The following is a 16788-nucleotide window of genomic DNA, read 5'->3' as shown; positions in this document are numbered from 1 at the left end:
CACCTTAGCTTTAAACTCAGGAGAGTGGTTTCTACGTTTTCTAGTCATAATCTGTCCCTGTATTGTTGGGTACTATCAAAACAGATCGACCACTTAAAGTCATGTCCGAAAATTGGGGGCCACTTCTGTGCGCAGCGAGCTAATCAATCGGCTTCTGAATTGAGCCTTCAGCAGCAAGAAGTCACCATGGTCGCAACAGCGGTGACCGAAATGGCATCGGCGACACAAGAAATTGCCTCTCACGCTGAGCAAACCGCTCAAGCGGCACAGAATTCAGCCACCAGCACCAATAATGGCCGTACTTTAGTGCTTAATACCAAGTCGTCGATTCATCATCTTGCTAAAGAGGTGACGCAAGCCAGCTCGGTTATTTCAGCCCTTAATCAACACGCACAAGAAATCTCCACAGTGTTAGCGACCATTCAAGGTATTGCTGAACAAACGAACCTCTTGGCGTTAAATGCCGCCATTGAAGCGGCGCGAGCAGGTGATCAAGGGCGGGGTTTTGCGGTGGTAGCCGATGAAGTTCGAGTATTATCACAGCGCACTCATACCTCAACCGAAGAGATAAAATCGACCATTGATACGCTGCAAGAGACGACCAAGCGTGCCGTTACATTGATGGAAAGTAGCTCGAGTTTGGCGAATAACTCTGTTGATGATGCCGATAAAGCGACACATGCATTAGAAGAAATTAATGCCGCGGTTGCTCTGATCAGTGACATGGCAACCCAGATTGCGACAGCGGCGGAGGAGCAAACGCACGTTACGGGTGAAATTACCCAAAATGTGACGGCGATTAAAGACGTGACTGAGCAGTTAGTGGAAGGGGCTGAAGATAGTTTGAGTCAATCCAATCAGTTGAAGCAGCAAGCCGCCGAGCTGAGCGCGAAAGTGGCGACGTTTAAAGTGAGTTAATCGACGCTTACCGCCTTTGCTTTGCAAAACATGCATGACCTAATCGGTCATTAAAACGGCCCCTCAGTGTAGACTTAGGGGCCGTTTATCGCTTGCGTGTTTTTATTTATTGATGAATCACCGTTTGTGAGTAACGACGGGATGGACGGGTAAAGAAAATCGCTACAATCGCCGCAAAAGCTAATGAAAAGCAGTAATAAGAGTGAGCAACAATCTCCAAGGGAGAGAGTTGAAAAATCGATCCAAGTAAGAGTACTTGTGCCCCATACGGTAAGATACCTTGCATCACACAAGAAAAAATGTCCAACAAACTAGCCGATCGGCGTGGTGTAACCGCATGCTCTTCGGCTAGCTGACGAGCGATACCACCAGAGACGATGATAGCAACCGTATTGTTGGCCGTACAGGTATTGACCATTGCGACTAAACCAGCAATACCTAACTCACTAGCGCGACTTTGCGCTGCTGGGGTTTGTTTTTTGGCTAAGCGCTGGATCCAACGGCTGACCAGTTGAGTTAAAAAAGCGAGTCCTCCTTGGCGACGCATCAGTTCACTTAAGCCACCAATCAACATCGACAATAAGAAAATCTCCTGCATATTGCCAAATCCACGGTAAATATCTTGTCCAAAATTGGCTAAGCTATAGTGATCACTGTGCCAAAGCCCGACACTACCAGCCAATACAATGCCTACGGTTAAGACAACAAAGACATTGATCCCCGAGATAGCCAGCACCAATATGGTCATATAAGGCAATACTTTCAACCACTCAATAGCAGAAGTATCAGGGGTTTGTGTTGCGGTACTGCTAAACGCGAATAAGATTAATGAGAAAAAAGCGGCGGGGAGAGCAATGCGAATATTTTCACGAAATTTATCGCGCATTTCACAGCCTTGTGAACGCGTGGCTGCGATGGTGGTATCTGAGATGATGGATAAGTTGTCGCCAAACATCGCACCGCTCAATACGACTCCAGCGGTTAATGGGAGGCTCATACCGGATGACTGAGCAATGCCTAATGCCACTGGCGCAACGGCGGCAATGGTACCCATTGATGTGCCCATCGCCGTGGCGATAAAGGCCGAAATAAGAAAAATCCCCGGTAAAATCATTTCACTTGGGATGGCTGATAGCCCCAAATTTACCGTTGCATCAACCCCACCAGACGCTTTTGCTACCGCGGCAAAGGCCCCTGCCAATAAGTAAATCATACACATCGCAATAATATCTTGATGGCCAACACCACGTAAAAACTGCTCGATAGCGCGATTCAGAGATTCTTTACTCAGCAATAGCGCGATGATCACCGCAGGTAAAATCGCGATAGGGGCGGGGAGTTGATAAAACGCAAACTCAACCCCTTGAAACGTGAGATAAGCGCCGACACCAATAAAGAGTGCAAGAAACACGAGTAGAGGGAGTAAGGCGATCGCCGATGGTGTAATGGGAGTAGATGAGTTTGAAGACATGGAACAACAACTTTAATGATCAACAACAAGGAGACGCAGCCTAATCGTTCCAGTAGGGTTTGTCAAATTTAGCCATCTAAACATCTAGATTCTTATATGTCTTTCATTGCACTATTGAATGGATAAGATAATGCGATTTTTTCATCTAATTTTCCCATGTTTTGAGAAAGCAATGCTTTCAATCGTTTAGAATTCTCGATATATAAGAATGTAAGTTTGAGCGATAAAGCAATAAAGGCTAAAAAGAACAACATGAATGAAGCAAAAACAACAACCAGTCAGGTTAATGAGAAATCGCTGCAGTTATTGATGCAAGTTGCCGTCAATCATGAACCGGTTTCGGCTAAAACGTTAAGTGATCAGCTGCAAGTACCACTAAGTAGCTTATATCGGCATCTGAAACTGCTTAAAGAGTGGAACTTAATAGAAGAAAGCCCACACGATAAAACGTTAATTATTGGCCCTGCTGCCCTGCTGCTTATGCACAGTTATGAGACCAGTCAACATAATTTAGATGCAGTGGAAGCGGTGCTAAGTCGTTTACAGAAACAGACTGGTGAAATGGCGGCCTACATGGTTCCGGTGGGATATCGAGCTTTGTGTGTCAGCCAAAAAGAGAGTATGCAGGCACTTCGATGCAGCTTCGTCCAGGGTCAAAGTCAACCCCTGCTTCGAGGTGCCTCATCTAAAGTGATGTTGGCGTTTATGCCATCTCAGCGCTGTGAAAAAATACTGCGCTATTTTGGTGAAGATCATCAAATGGAAAAATGGCAAATCGAATTAGAGAAAATTCGTCGCCATGGTTATGCCGTGAGCACCTCTGAAATTGATCCTGGGGTTTCTGGGATCAGCGCTCCGGTAATGAAAGGGAGTAAATTGATCGGGGCGATTTCTGTTATGGCACCGGCTCATCGTGTCGAGACCCATCGGCAACGGATCATTTTACATGTATTACAGGCAGCGCGAGCGTTGCCACCAGAGAGGTAATTCATCATGCTCAGTCTATTCAAACGCTACCGTCTCAGTCGTCCTGAGCCTCAGTCGATGTCTGCTTTTACGTTTTGTACTGTGTGCGAACAGATAAAGCCAATGTCTCAAGTAGAATTTGAATTGGCTCAGCAAAGTTTAGAATTTGCCGCCGATTGGCTTTACCAACAAGGTATCCATGCCCACTACGCTGATGCTGGTCATTTAGTCTTACATGATCCTGCCGATACTCGTTTTCGTGACTTGCTCAGTCATCATTTTACCTTGCATTCTATTCCGGTGATATTGGGCAATTGCCATGAATTGTTGCTCAATGCCTTACCGCTGTTAGCGCTCGATAATGACGAACTCGGGATTATTCATATTGGCCATGAATTTGAATTAAAACAGACTTTAGATCGTCAAGTTGGGTCTGCTTATCATTTTGCATTATCTCGTTATGCTCAGACGCGGTTACTCTATTTAGGGATTGATGCCCAGCGAGTAAATAGCCAAACTTTAGATTATGCAGAAGATTTAGGTTGCGATTGGTTAACCGATCAAGAATGTCATTTTCGGCAACGAAACCAAGTCAAAAGCCAATTGAATCATTATATTGAGCACTGTGACCAATTGGTGATTTCTATTGATCTTGCTTCATTGATCCCATTGAATCGATTAGATGAGCATCATGTTATTGATTGCCAAATGGTGCTGCGTATGCTTCGTCAGCTTGTTCTCTCTGGTAAAGTAAAAATGATTCAGTTAATCGGAGCCAAAGATAAGTTGATCTACTCTAAGGAGACGAAAGCGATTATTGATGAGTTGAATCGTTTGTCTGTTGATATGGCTGGTTGAGCGTTTAAAGTGAAGACGGTTTGTCTAAGAACAAGTACCGTGATTAGGCGTTGATTATTGTGTAACCGTCGAAGATCGCGTTTTTAAAAAATTGACAAAGAAATGAATAGAGTTTGATAGAAGTGGATAAAAACTCGTTTACACTCCCTAGCTTCAAAGTGGAGGTGTAAACGTGTTGAAGCAACCAATTACTCAATCTAAATTTGGATTGATGCTATTTATAGCGCTCATGCTGCTATTGATCCCCATCAGTCTTGTCGGGACACAAGTCAACTTATTCGCTTTAGACGATGATCGTCTGACCCAATGGCTGGTCTTACTTACTCACTCTGCCGGTAAAGAAGGGTTTTTGCTGACTTTAGTGATACTGATTGGTTGGACTTGGTATCGCGTGCCTGAGTGTCGACGCCAATGGCTAGATAAAGCGATGCAACTCGGGGTACTGTTAGTTCTGGCGATGATCCTAAAAACAGGCATCAAACACGTGACTCAAAGCCCTCGTCCTTACACTGAAGTGATGACTCAATCACTCACTCTGCCTTCTCCGCAACACTTTTATCGCTTAGATGCCCAGCAACAAGCGTTAGCCATGGAGCAAATGAACGGTAAAGTCTCTTCGGCACGTTTAGCGGTGTGGGAACAAGAGCGAGATTACTCTTTCCCTTCAGGCCATACCGTGTTTGCTGCACTCTGTTTGCTGTTTTTTGGTGGTATTTGGTTAGAGCAAAAACATCGATTAAGCGCTTTGCTATTATTAGCTTGGAGTGGCTCTATCGCTTTTTCTCGCTTATGGGTTGGTATGCATCGGCCTGAGGATTTATTTGCAGCGGTTTTGTTAATCGGTGCCTTGTATCTCTTCGTTCCGAAACGGTATCCTTGGGCTTGGCGCTATTTACCGTCTTTTTTACGTTATCAAAAACAATAAAAAAATGGGCATTACGCCCATTTTTTTCGAGTATTAATGGCCTATAGTGCACCGGCCACGACACCAATTAAACCGCCAAATACTCCGCCCCATACAACGAGCCAGCCTAAATGTTGTTTAATCATTTTCTGGACAATTTCTTTAACCATTTGTGGTGTTAACTCGTGCAAACGTTGATTGATGATCTGCTCGATATTGGCTTTGATTTCATCCAGCATCGCCGGAGACTCAAGCTGGGCTTTTAAGGCGTTTTTCACGGAATCGCTCTGACTGATGTCGATCATTGACGCTTGCATCTTTTCAACAAAAGGAGCTCTAAGCGGTTGCAGTGCGTCGGTACCGCCAAACATAGCCAGCATTCCACCAAAGGAAGATTGCTGAATCACCTCAACCAAGGAATCAAACGCTGGATTAAAGTCAACCTGAGCAATTACCGGTTCAAGATTGATGGATTGCGAACTGCTCATTTCTTGATTGAGAAAACGCTCAATATTCGCATCAGTAAAAAACTGCTCCATCATCAGGGTCTTAATCGCGTGTTTAAAATCATCGAATCGCGCAGGGATAACCCCTGAACCATAAAGAAAAGGCACTTTTTCAAATAACATATGAATGGCTAGCCAGTTGGTCACCGCACCAGAAAAAGCGAATAATCCTGCACTAAACATCATAGGATAAGAGAAGTAATAACCACCGATTAATACCAGTAAGGCAATGAGGTTGGTCATAATGCTTTTGTTGTTCATGATAAAGTTACACCAAAATGAAATGTCCCAAAGGGACGAAAGAGATAGAAAAAATTAGCTAATATTGTTCAGTCGACGTCGTAGGAACGTTGGTTGCATGGGAGGCAGCCAACATTCATAACGATGATGATAGGAAGTACTCACTTTATACCTATCGATTACGCCAAATCGTTTTCTTCACCGCCAATAAAACCGCCAGTCTGATGTGCCCAGAGTTGTGCATAGATGCCATTTTGTTGAATCAACTCTTGATGAGTGCCCTGTTCAACAATGTGTCCTTTATCGAGTACAATCAAGCGATCCATAGCGGCAATAGTCGATAGCCGATGGGCAATCGCAATCACGGTTTTATTTTGCATCAGCTCATTGAGGCTTTCTTGAATGGCGGCTTCGACTTCTGAATCGAGCGCTGAGGTGGCCTCATCCAACACCAGCAGTGGCGCATCTTTAAGTAGCACTCGCGATATGGCAATCCGCTGACGCTGTCCACCTGAGAGCTTAACGCCACGTTCGCCAACCTGTGCATCATAACCGACGTTACCAAATGGGTCGGTTAAAGTTTCAATAAACTCATGAGAATGCGCCTGACGTGTGGCTCTTAACATCGCTTCTTCCGAAGCATTGGGGTTGCTGTATAAGATATTTTCACGAATCGAACGATGGAGCAAAGAAGTATCTTGCGTCACCATACCAATGGCTGCGCGCAATGAGTCTTGAGTCACTTCTGCAATATTTTGACCGTCGATTTTGATAGCGCCACCTTCTACATCGTGAAAGCGTAGCAGGAGATTAACCAACGTTGATTTCCCAGCTCCGGAGCGACCGACGAGGCCAACTTTTTCTCCAGGTTTAATGGTCAGGTTGAGGTGATTGATCACCCCTTTATTTTCACCATAATGAAAACTGACGTTTTCGAACTCGATTTTCCCTTCACGTACTTGCAAGGATTGGGCATTAGGGCTGTCTTCAATCGCAATCGGTTTAGAAAGCATTTTCATGCCATCGACCACCGTGCCCATGTTTTCAAACAGAGCACCAACTTCCCACATGATCCATTTTGACATGCCGTTGATACGCAGCGCTAAACTGATGGCAATCGCAATCGCTCCAACAGTGATCGCACTGCCCATCCATAAATAGATCGACATAGCAGCAATCGTAAATACCAAGACATAGTTGGCAATTTCGACGCAAATATTAAAACCGGTCACTAAGCGCATTTGGCGGTGCACCGTATCGAGAAACCCTTCCATACCTTGCTCGGCATAATCGGTTTCACGTCGGCTATGAGAAAACAGTTTTACGGTCATGATATTGGTATAACTGTCAACAATTCGCCCGGTCATTAGCGACCGAGCATCGGCTTGCTCGGTAGAGATTTTTTTTAATTTCGGCACGTAGTGCACTTGAATCGCGATATAAGCGGTAAGCCAGAGCAACATCGGCAGCATGAGTCGCCAATCGGCTTGAGCTAAAATAAACAGCATGGCTGAGAAATAAACAATCACGTAGACAAAGACATCCAATGTCTTCATGACCGTTTCACGTACCGCTAAAGCGCTTTGCATCACTTTCGTGGCAATGCGACCGGAAAATTCATCTTGATAGAAAGAGAGGCTTTGTTTGAGTAAGTAACGATGTGCGAGCCAGCGAATCGACATCGGATAGTTACCCAGCATGGTCTGATGAATTAATAATGAATAGACTGAAACAAGGATTGGCATGCCCACTAAAAGGAGCAGCCCTAGACCTATCAGTGTATTGCGATTCTCACTGAGAAATGTCTCTGGTTGGCTGGTGGATAGCCAGTCGACCAAGTGTCCCATAAAACCAAATAAAGATACTTCAATGACGGCGATTAAAGTACTTAACAGCGCCATGGTGATTAACGGTTTTTCAAAACCTTTGGTGTAGTGTAAGCAAAAAGCCCACAAGGTATTGGGTGGACGCTGTGGCTCTTGTTTGGGGAAAGCATCGGTCAAACTTTCAAATCGTTTATACATGCAAAAACCTTACTCTACGCTCTATAATTTGGGGGAAATAGCGTTTTCAATAGGGGACTTCAATGAGGAAGCGATGTTATAACAGAAGTGGTGTTGGAGATCAAAATCGCTACTATCGATAGCCAGTATATCCTTCCTACTCGAAGCTGCAGCGGTTTTGGCTACGTTCGTTCACCCCAATCACATCGTCTGTCTATGCTCATGGAGATGAACTCACTTGCCGCCTACCTGCAACTCCAAGTCGTTCGAATATAGCTAGGCTAATACAGGACCACCTCACCTACTTGCTAGAGGCTATTTTTGCGATTTTTTCCGCGGATGGCTGTGCAAAATCGCCATCGACATGGGAAGGAGAACAACCTCATCTTTTACCGAATCTTGATGTACGGTACGCATATTCGTATCACAGATCACACACCATTCTTGCTCGGTTTCTCCTGGCAGTGTAAAGCGTGTATTGGCGTTGGTTTGATTAATCAAATAAGCGAGCTCTTGGCCATGATCACCAATGCCAATATGCAGTATCACCGAGTTACGTTGATTCCAGTCATCCTGCTCCATTAATGTCCCGTCATTGCGTCGCCAAAAAACACGGTTTGAATTGCGTGTTTCACCACTGAAGGCGCGAATAAACGGCACCATATAACGCTGACGAGCAGCAACCATCTCACCGAGCCATTGTCTGAAATATTCTTTACGTTCCGTCAATTGCCAGTTTAACCAACTGATGTCGTTATCTTGGCAATAAGCATTGTTGTTACCTTGCTGAGTATGTGAGACGACATCAGCGGTAAGAATATGGGGGATCCCAAACGCAAACAGTAAGCTAGCCATAAAATTACGTTTTTGTCGCTCACGAATGGTACGAATGACCATATTATCGGTATCGCCTTCGAAGCCATAATTATCTGAGCGATTATCACCATGGCCATCGCGATTTTGTTCACCGTTGGCTTCATTGTGTTTATGTTTGTAAGAAACGAGATCTTGTAGAGTAAAGCCGTCATGATAGGTGATGTAGTTGACGGTCAATTTATAGGGCCACTGTGAGGCGCTGTATAAATCGCGTGACCCCATGATTCGTGTGGCAAACTCTTTTAAAAAGCCTTGATCGCCACGCCAAAAACTTCGCGCGATATCTCGTAATTTATCGTTGGTTTCATTCCAGCCAAAAGGAAAGTTACCGACTTGATAACCATTTGGACCAATATCCCATGGTTCGGCAATCAACTTCACTTGTTGTAACACAGGGTCTTGGGCTACGGCTTTAAAGAACGCAGCTTCACGACTAAAATTATCGCCATTACGGCCTAAGGTTGCTGCTAAATCAAAACGAAAACCATCAATCTGATACTCATTGACCCAATAGCGCAAAGTGTCCATGACAAGATTTAAAGTGGGCTGATAAGTGAGATTAAGCGTATTGCCGCATCCGGTAAAATTAGCGTACATTGAGCCGTGCTTGAGGTAGTAATTAGGATCAAGCCCTTTCAGATTAAAAACGGCACCCCCTTCACCACCCTCAGCCGTATGGTTATAGACGACATCCAAAATCACTTCGATACCTTGCTTATGCAGCTCGCGGATCACGGTTTTCAATTCCTGTACCGCATCACTTTTAGCGTAACGTGGGTCGGGCACCATAAATAAATATGGGTTATAGCCCCAGTAATTGACTTTGCCCATTTCAAGTAGATGAGGTTCATGCATACAGGCAGCGATAGGCAGTAGTTGCAATGTATTGATATTTTGTTGCCGATAAAAGGTCAACATTGGTTCACTAATTAAACCCAAATAAGTACCGCGTTGTGATTTAGGGACATTGGGGTGAAGTTTAGTCAGCCCCTTGACATGGGTTTCAAAAATGACCATTTCATCACGTGGCCGTTTAGGGCGTTGCACGTCTTGCCAGTCAAATTGATCATCGACCACGACACATTTGGGCAAATCAAAACTACCAGTTGGTGTTAACGGCGGCTGATAGGTCAGCGGGCCATCTAAGGCCTGAGCGTAAGGGTCAGACAGATAAAATAGCTCGCCTTCGACTTGAGTAATAAAACCGTAACGTTGTCCCGCCTTAACGCCTTCCACGTAGGTGTGCTGGATACCAGCATATTCGTGATCCAAAGGATGGGTATGGTAGCTGCCATCGACATGAAAAAGCGCTAACACAATATCTTTGTTAGCGGGGGCGAAGACAGCAAAATTGCATCCATCGTTATCGAGTGTCGCACCGAGTGGGTACGGCTGAGAGAGCATGGCTTTCATGGTAAGTTACCGTTGTTATTCTATTTTCAGTCACTGACTTATTAAGTAAAAGGCTTTGTCAGCATAAGGTCAAGCGCCTAGTCACAAATATTATTATGTAATTTTATTTCACTCTTGCGGTTAACTTATTGTGAAACAGTGATCACTAATACATTTTGTATGAATTAATGGTGTTGGTTGGTACCTATCCCCCCCCCTAATTCCGTGATCAACCTATTAAAAACACCATTCGGTAAAAAAACTCATCCTCTCTCATCCTCCCTAAATATCGTTGGGGTGGAGGAAGCCACATTTCTGAGCCTTTAGTAATCTCTTTCACAGTTGAAACAACTGGGGACTCGTCCCATCTTACCTCTTTTTATCGTTGATTCATTTCTGCCTTTATGAGTTCGATAAAGAGAGTGTGCAAATAGAGTGACATAAGAAAAAACTAAATGGAGTTAACAACGATGAAAAAGATAAGTGTAATTGCTGCTGCAGTGGCTGCTTCTTTAGCAGCGGGGTCTGCTTTTGCTGTCGATTTTCACGGCTACATGCGTGCTGGCGTAGGGGTTAGCGCTGATGGTGGTCAACAAGTTACGTATGAAAAAAATAAAATTGGACGCCTAGGTAACGAAGGTGACACTTATGGTGAAGTTCAGTTAGGTAAAGAAGTTTATAACAACAATGGAAAAACGTTCTACGTTGATTCTATGTTTGCAATGAGCTCCAACGGTTCTAATGACTGGGAAGGAACGGGTACTAACTGTGGTTTGAGCGGAAGCGACCTAAAATGTACTGATGATGTTGAATTTGCACTTCGTCAATTCAATGTTCGTGCTCAAGGTGTTTTAGACTTTGCTCCAGAAGCCACACTATGGGCGGGTAAACGTTTCTATCAACGTCATGATATTCATATTTCAGACTTCTATTACTGGAATATTTCTGGTTCAGGCGCTGGTATCGAAGGTATTGAAGCAGGCCCAGGCCGCCTATCTCTAGCTTGGGTTCGTAATGACCGTGGTGATCTCGCTGATACTGGTAACAACGGTGGTGCGGTTAACGTTAATACACTTGATGCACGTTATGCGGGTATTCCTGTATGGGAAAATGGCTCCTTAGAAGTTGGTATTAACTATGCGCTAGTTCATGATACTGATGCGGCGTCACAAGCGGCTAAAGATGCTAAAAATGGCGTAATGTTAACGGCTGAATTAACTCAAGGTCTTGCGAGTGGCTTTAACAAAACAGTATTGCAATATGGTACAGAAGGCTATTCTAAAGCGTTTGCTTTCTACGGTGACGGTAGCTGGTATGGTGCTGAAGCGAAAAAAGGCGCTAGTGGTTATCGGTTAATCAACTGGGGTGTGGTTGGCCTTGGCGATAGTTGGGAACTGGGCCATCAATTAGTTTATGGTGTAGGCGAAGAGATGTGGGACGGCCAAGATAAATGGAAAGCCATGTCTGCCGTTATCCGTCCGGTTTACAAATGGGACGACAATCACAAAACCATTTTTGAAGCTGGCTATGCTGTAGATGATAACGATGGCGCTAAAGATAAGTATGGTAAGCTGACGGTTGCTCAAGCATGGTCTGCTGGCTCAAGTTTCTGGGCTCGTCCTGAAATTCGTCTTTACGCCTCATACCTAACCAGCGATTATGATAATGATCGTAAAGTTTTTGACAATGGTAAGTCAGATGACTCATTCCAGTTTGGTGTTCAAGTTGAAGCATGGTGGTAATGAGCGATAGGCATTAATTTACTGTCCTAATCAATACAGCCAGAGTTTCTCTGGCTGTATTCTTTCAGCCCTTATTAGATTCAGAGGTGAGAAAATGATAAAAAAATGGTTAGCACCATTATTAGTTGGAGTGTTAGTGACAGGATGTACTTCAACGGAACAACTGGATTTACAGCAAAACCAAAGTGCTGAGAAGTTTATCACTCACCTTGAAAACGTCTCTTGGAATACCCTTGATATTCCTACAGAAGTTGAATTCACGTTTAATCAGTCAAGTCAGCTCTTGTTAGATGGAAAGAGTGCAGGGCCCGTTGCCGGATTTATTATTCCTGGAAATCGGGGAAGTCTAGATATTTCTCTCGCTAGCTTTGTCTCTAATGATTTAAAAGTCTATGCACCCACTGTGGTGATTTTTGATGGTCAAGGAAAAGAGATTTATAAGAAAGCATTCTCTGACTTTGAATATTATCCGGCAAAAATGTTGGATAATGATAAGCTTGTGACAACGTTTAATGTAATTCCTGACATGAGTGGACAGGAGTTAAAAGTTCTTATTTATACCACCTCGGCAGATTTAGCGGAGAAAACACAAGTTTTACATCCAGCCAAAGCACATGCTTTAGCTCGACATACCCAGCCACCTGATATTGCTGACCCTTATGCTACACATTCATTATCAGGGCATCTACGCCTAACGATTTCTGCAAATGATATTGTTTCTAGACATATTGTTACAAACACAAATGCTCGCCCTCAGGGGACGGAGTTAACCGCTTACTACCATAGTGAAATAAAAAAAGCAGTGGTTGAAAATAATATTCCGAAAGCGCTTGGGTTATTAGATGAAGCAAAAGATTTAGGAATTAAAGATGCCCAGGAAATATTTGTTAAAGCAATAAATTCAAAATAATAAATAATAGCCAGAGTTTCTGGCTTTTTATTGCCTAAGTAAAATATATTTTGATATGGTAATTTACTTCACAGAAATTATGACATTTCTTCTCTATTATAAAAACTTACAACTATTTTTTTAACAGATATGTTCTTCTTTTTAAATCCTGTATTTAAAAGGTGGTTTAATGTGTATAGTAAAAGGAATTAAATGAATATGAAATTAAGAAAATCCTCATTTTTATTTGCGGTTGTTATTGGTTTGATGGGATGCCAGTCAACATCTGAGTCTAATACTGTGGAAGAAACAGTAACGAATTTGTCTCCACAAGCGGTAATTGACTTCATGTCTCGCTGTGATAACGCGGATAGTACGGCTCCTGGCCCTATCAAACAACCGCTGTATGTGGTTGGTAGCTTCCCTGATGCGAATTGGAAACACGTTCCTGCTCGGCAATACCAATATAAAGGTAATAATTTCTATCAGGCAGTGACGGTAGAAAAAGACGGCAGCTATAAAATGCAATATGCGACAGAGCTTTGGTCTCCACAATTTACCGCCAAAGGTCGTCGACTCAATGTGGGTGAACTGACGGAATTAACTTTTGGTGGATATGGTACAGATACAACGGTCGATATTCAGCAATCGGGTAAATATGTTTGGAGCTTACAGTTTGATGAAAAAGGTAAGCCTCTTAATATCATGGTGAACCCTTGTAAATAATCGTTCATAAATTCAATCAACACAGTAAGAAATATCTATTTTTTCTTACTGTGTTTAATATGCGGTATTAAATAATGAAATTTCATGTCTATAAGATTCTTAGTTTAATCTCCATTATTAGCTTATTATTAATAGGTTGCTCTTCTTCTGATGATGAACAGGAGGAGTTTAATCAGCGTACTTCTTTTGAATATTATGCTTGCTCTACTCAAATAGCTGAAAAAAGTAATACATTGATGACTTATCAAATCATGGTCGAAAGCTTTGTTGATGGTGATTCAAGCATTGGGCACGGGACTGGGTATGGTACTAGCCACCATAAAGGAGATTTACAAGGAATTATTGATTCTTTGGATTATATTAAAGCCTTGGGTGTGAATGCGATTTGGCTGACTCCGATTTTTGAATCTCAGCCAATAGCAGGGCAAGATCACTGGGCTGATCGTCTTGATGCAACGGGATATTTTGCAACCGATTATTTTAAAATAGATCCCCGTTTCGGAGACTTAGCCACGGCTAAAACCTTGGTGGATGAAGCGCATAAAAGAGGGTTATACGTTTTCTTTGATGGGGTCTTTGGCCATCATAAACAAGGCTTAATTAAACCTTCACCTTCTGGCTTACTTCCTTCAGGGAGCAATGACCCTGTTGATTACCCAGACAGTTTGCCGTTTTATAAAGAAGTGGCAACCTATTGGATCAAAGAGCTTAATATTGATGGCTGGCGGTTAGATCAGGCTTATCAAGTGCCGTTGGCTGATTGGATCCAAATTCGTAAAGCGGTTGAGCAAACCTCTCAAAGTGTTACTTATATCAATGCTGATGGAGTAGCAGTGAATCCATTGGGTTATATGGTGGCGGAAGTCTGGAAAGGTGAATCTGATATTGCTCGTGAAGCTTATGGTGAAACACAAGCACCTGCTTTGTGTTCTGCTTTCGACTTTCCGATGCGTTATCGAATCGTCGAAACGCTCGCGGTCAATGAAAGTGGTGACGGTGGAAAGGGGGCGCAATGGTTAAATAATGGGTTTATGACACACAACTCATACCCCGCACATGCTCAGCCTAACCTAATGCTTGGGAACCATGATTTAGTGCGCTTTGGGGATTTATTGCAACGCGGTGGACTTGCTCAGCCCAATGAGGAGGATTATTGGTTGCGCCACAAAGCCGCCTTTGCTTTTCTTGTCGCTTATACGGGGCCAATCACTCTCTACTATGGTGAAGAAATTGGCGACCAAGTTGATGATTTTGCTGCGAAAGAAGATAACCAAACGTGCGCAATACGTGGTGTCTGTGACGATCATGTCGCACGCAGCAGTGCAAAAATTGAGGGTGTGAACGCAACGCTTGATGCAAACCAAGCGGATTTAAAAAACCATGTTGCAGCCTTACTGGCTCTACGGGCTAACCATCCTGCGCTTTATCAAGGTTCTAGAACCCATTTACTTGCGGATGCAACCCGTTATGCAGATCTAAAACAGTCGGGCGAGGATCGTGTATTATTTTTATTAAATATCTCTCAAGAGACTGAACAATTTTCTTTTTCAGCCGCAGAACTGGGGTTTGCGATTGAGTTGGTCGACTTGCTTGATAATCATACAAGGCTCGCACCCATCAAGGGTGTGTACACGATACCAATGGATCCTTTACAAGCTCGATTTTTACAAGTGAAAATATCAGATTAATCGGACACACCTTTTCGATGCTCCACTGTTTGTCTTCTGTGGAGTATCGATTCCCTCCCTTGTTTTTAACCCCCTGTTTCTTTTTATGATCCCTACTCTGTGGCTGACAATCTCTTTCTATCATTATGGTTGTGGTATAAGAAAGGTGGTTCTCATGCCATTGTGTTCGCCCTTTCTTATTGAATGCAGTGCAAATTCTTTATGAGGAAAAAGGGGAATCGATTGGGGAATACGTTGATATACAGTAAGCTTACGGATAGTGAGTTAAGGCGCAACTGTATTCAGTGCTCTGCCCCCATTGATTTGAGGCTGTAACGGTCAGTTACTTGGGGATTGTCTGTATAAAAATAGACCATTTTGAGTGCACTTGAGCCATAGATAAAAAGAGATGATATGAATACCATTGGTATGGCAATTGGGGCGACTGGGCTTTCGCTTATCCTGATTTTTGTCTGGATGATTTCCTTGTCGATCCGGAAAAAGCGTTTAGAAGCGGAGAAGAAAGCCAGAGAAGAAGCATACCGTAAAGCGCTTGAACGGATGCGAGAACAAGAGCGTAAAGAACGTTTGTTTAAAGCGGAGTCGGGGCACGTACCCACAATCTTATATTTAGCCAAAGAAGCAGAACGTACAAATTTGAAAGAAGCGCTGTTTTGGTATGAGAAAGCCGCGCAATTTGACAATATTAATGGGATGTATGGCATTGTGCGCATTTGTGAAAAAGCGCGTGATGATATGATTCTCAGAGAGAAAGCAAAGTTTTGGCAGCAATTCATTCGTGCTATTGAAGGGGATGTCAATGCGAAGTTTGAAACCGGACTGGCAATGATTTACGGGAGAGGAACGGAAACCAATGTTTCTAAAGGGCTCTCTTTGATTCAAGAGGCCGCGGAAGATCAACACATCCCATCTATCATCTTTATGGGGGATTGGTGTGTCTCTAAAGATAACATTGCACCTGCTCCCAGTGATTCAACCTTTTGGTTTGCTAAGGCGGCAAAATTAAATAGCCTTGAAGGAATGATGAAACTAGGGCTGAACTACCTGCAAGGAGTCGGCGTTCCCGCCGATCACGGTAAAGGCTGTTACTGGTTAGAGCGCGCCGCAGAGAAAGGCCATGCGGAGGCGATGTATCATGCCGGAGAAGCTTGGGTTGCTCGTGGGCCAAGCGGTAATGCGATTGCGTATATTTGGTTATTTCTTGCGGCTTTTTTTGGTTACGGACCTGCAAAAGGGCTACGTGATCAAATTGGTAGTGAAATTGGGGTGGACTCCGTGGTGGGGTTACAGTCGTTAGCAAAACCATTACAGAAAAAAATTACCGCATCGACGGTGAATAAACACTCGATTATTCGAGCGCTCAATAAGTTGTATAAACGCGCAGTGCCAGTGCCGAATAAAGGGGAAGAGTTAGAGGATGAGGATATTTTAGCTCCATCAGCTGAACATGGGCAGGAAGAGGATTGGTTTACTGATGAACCAGAAAGCCTTGCTGAAACCCAGCAAGAAGCCCCTAAACCGGCAGTCTTAGACTTTTCTCAAACAGCAATGGATAAGCATAAGCCATTATAAGTGTTTGTAATAAAAAACGGCCCGATATGAATCGGGC

At 43.5% G+C, this 16788-nt stretch carries 13 protein-coding genes; 9 read left to right on the top strand and 4 right to left on the bottom strand.

Annotated elements, in window-relative coordinates; translation table 11 throughout:
* A partial coding sequence (locus tag FKN93_RS03735) for a methyl-accepting chemotaxis protein (protein WP_249374150.1) occupies window positions 1-918 on the top strand: 918 nt, incomplete at its 5' end.
* A 106-nt stretch (window positions 919-1024) separates the two neighbouring features.
* Here FKN93_RS03735 and FKN93_RS03730 read toward each other — a convergent pair.
* A complete protein-coding gene (locus tag FKN93_RS03730) occupies window positions 1025-2389 on the bottom strand; it encodes a Na+/H+ antiporter NhaC family protein (protein ID WP_170904509.1) in 1365 nt (454 codons plus the stop codon).
* A 252-nt stretch (window positions 2390-2641) separates the two neighbouring features.
* On the opposite strand from FKN93_RS03730, the gene FKN93_RS03725 reads away from it, so the two are divergent.
* The 3 genes from FKN93_RS03725 to FKN93_RS03715 all read left to right on the top strand — a co-directional run bounded on the left by FKN93_RS03725 (window position 2642) and on the right by FKN93_RS03715 (window position 5138).
* A complete protein-coding gene (locus FKN93_RS03725; RefSeq protein ID WP_004396815.1) occupies window positions 2642-3376 on the top strand; it encodes an IclR family transcriptional regulator in 735 nt (244 codons plus the stop codon).
* 6 nt (window positions 3377-3382) lie between these two features.
* A complete protein-coding gene (locus FKN93_RS03720) occupies window positions 3383-4213 on the top strand; it encodes an arginase family protein (protein WP_004396814.1) in 831 nt (276 codons plus the stop codon).
* Between the two features lie 172 nt (window positions 4214-4385).
* A complete protein-coding gene (locus FKN93_RS03715; protein ID WP_158145264.1) occupies window positions 4386-5138 on the top strand; it encodes a phosphatase PAP2 family protein in 753 nt (250 codons plus the stop codon).
* A gap of 41 nt (window positions 5139-5179) precedes the next feature.
* On the opposite strand, the gene FKN93_RS03710 is transcribed toward FKN93_RS03715, so the two are convergent.
* The 3 genes from FKN93_RS03710 to glgX form a co-directional block, all read right to left on the bottom strand.
* Window positions 5180-5884: a DUF445 domain-containing protein gene (locus tag FKN93_RS03710; protein WP_170904508.1), complete on the bottom strand. Its 705-nt coding sequence runs from the start codon at window positions 5882-5884 to the stop codon at window positions 5180-5182.
* 158 nt (window positions 5885-6042) lie between these two features.
* Entirely contained in the window at window positions 6043-7887 is a 1845-nt protein-coding gene (locus FKN93_RS03705; protein ID WP_170904507.1) for an ABC transporter ATP-binding protein, read from the bottom strand.
* A 294-nt stretch (window positions 7888-8181) separates the two neighbouring features.
* Window positions 8182-10155, bottom strand: coding sequence for a glycogen debranching protein GlgX (gene glgX, locus FKN93_RS03700; RefSeq protein ID WP_170904506.1), 1974 nt, complete (start codon window positions 10153-10155; stop codon window positions 8182-8184).
* Between the two features lie 449 nt (window positions 10156-10604).
* Here glgX and FKN93_RS03695 point away from each other — a divergent pair, with 449 nt between their 5' ends.
* The 5 genes from FKN93_RS03695 to FKN93_RS03675 all read left to right on the top strand — a co-directional run bounded on the left by FKN93_RS03695 (window position 10605) and on the right by FKN93_RS03675 (window position 16751).
* Window positions 10605-11876: a maltoporin gene (locus FKN93_RS03695; RefSeq protein WP_170904505.1), complete on the top strand. Its 1272-nt coding sequence runs from the start codon at window positions 10605-10607 to the stop codon at window positions 11874-11876.
* A gap of 97 nt (window positions 11877-11973) precedes the next feature.
* Window positions 11974-12786, top strand: a complete 813-nt coding sequence (locus FKN93_RS03690; RefSeq protein ID WP_170904516.1) for a MalM family protein — start codon at window positions 11974-11976, stop codon at window positions 12784-12786.
* Between the two features lie 198 nt (window positions 12787-12984).
* Window positions 12985-13491: a glycosidase gene (locus FKN93_RS03685; protein ID WP_170904515.1), complete on the top strand. Its 507-nt coding sequence runs from the start codon at window positions 12985-12987 to the stop codon at window positions 13489-13491.
* A 74-nt stretch (window positions 13492-13565) separates the two neighbouring features.
* Window positions 13566-15179: an alpha-amylase family glycosyl hydrolase gene (locus tag FKN93_RS03680; protein ID WP_170904504.1), complete on the top strand. Its 1614-nt coding sequence runs from the start codon at window positions 13566-13568 to the stop codon at window positions 15177-15179.
* Between the two features lie 393 nt (window positions 15180-15572).
* Window positions 15573-16751 (top strand): tetratricopeptide repeat protein, encoded by a 1179-nt coding sequence (locus FKN93_RS03675; protein ID WP_158147720.1) that lies wholly within the window; start codon window positions 15573-15575, stop codon window positions 16749-16751.
* The last annotated feature ends 37 nt before the right edge of the window (window positions 16752-16788 follow it).

It is taken from the genome of Vibrio sp. A8-1, assembly GCF_013048685.1.
Classification (GTDB): domain Bacteria; phylum Pseudomonadota; class Gammaproteobacteria; order Enterobacterales; family Vibrionaceae; genus Vibrio; species Vibrio metschnikovii.
Note: the sequence above shows the minus strand (reverse complement) of the source record. Positions and strands in the feature narration are given on the sequence as shown.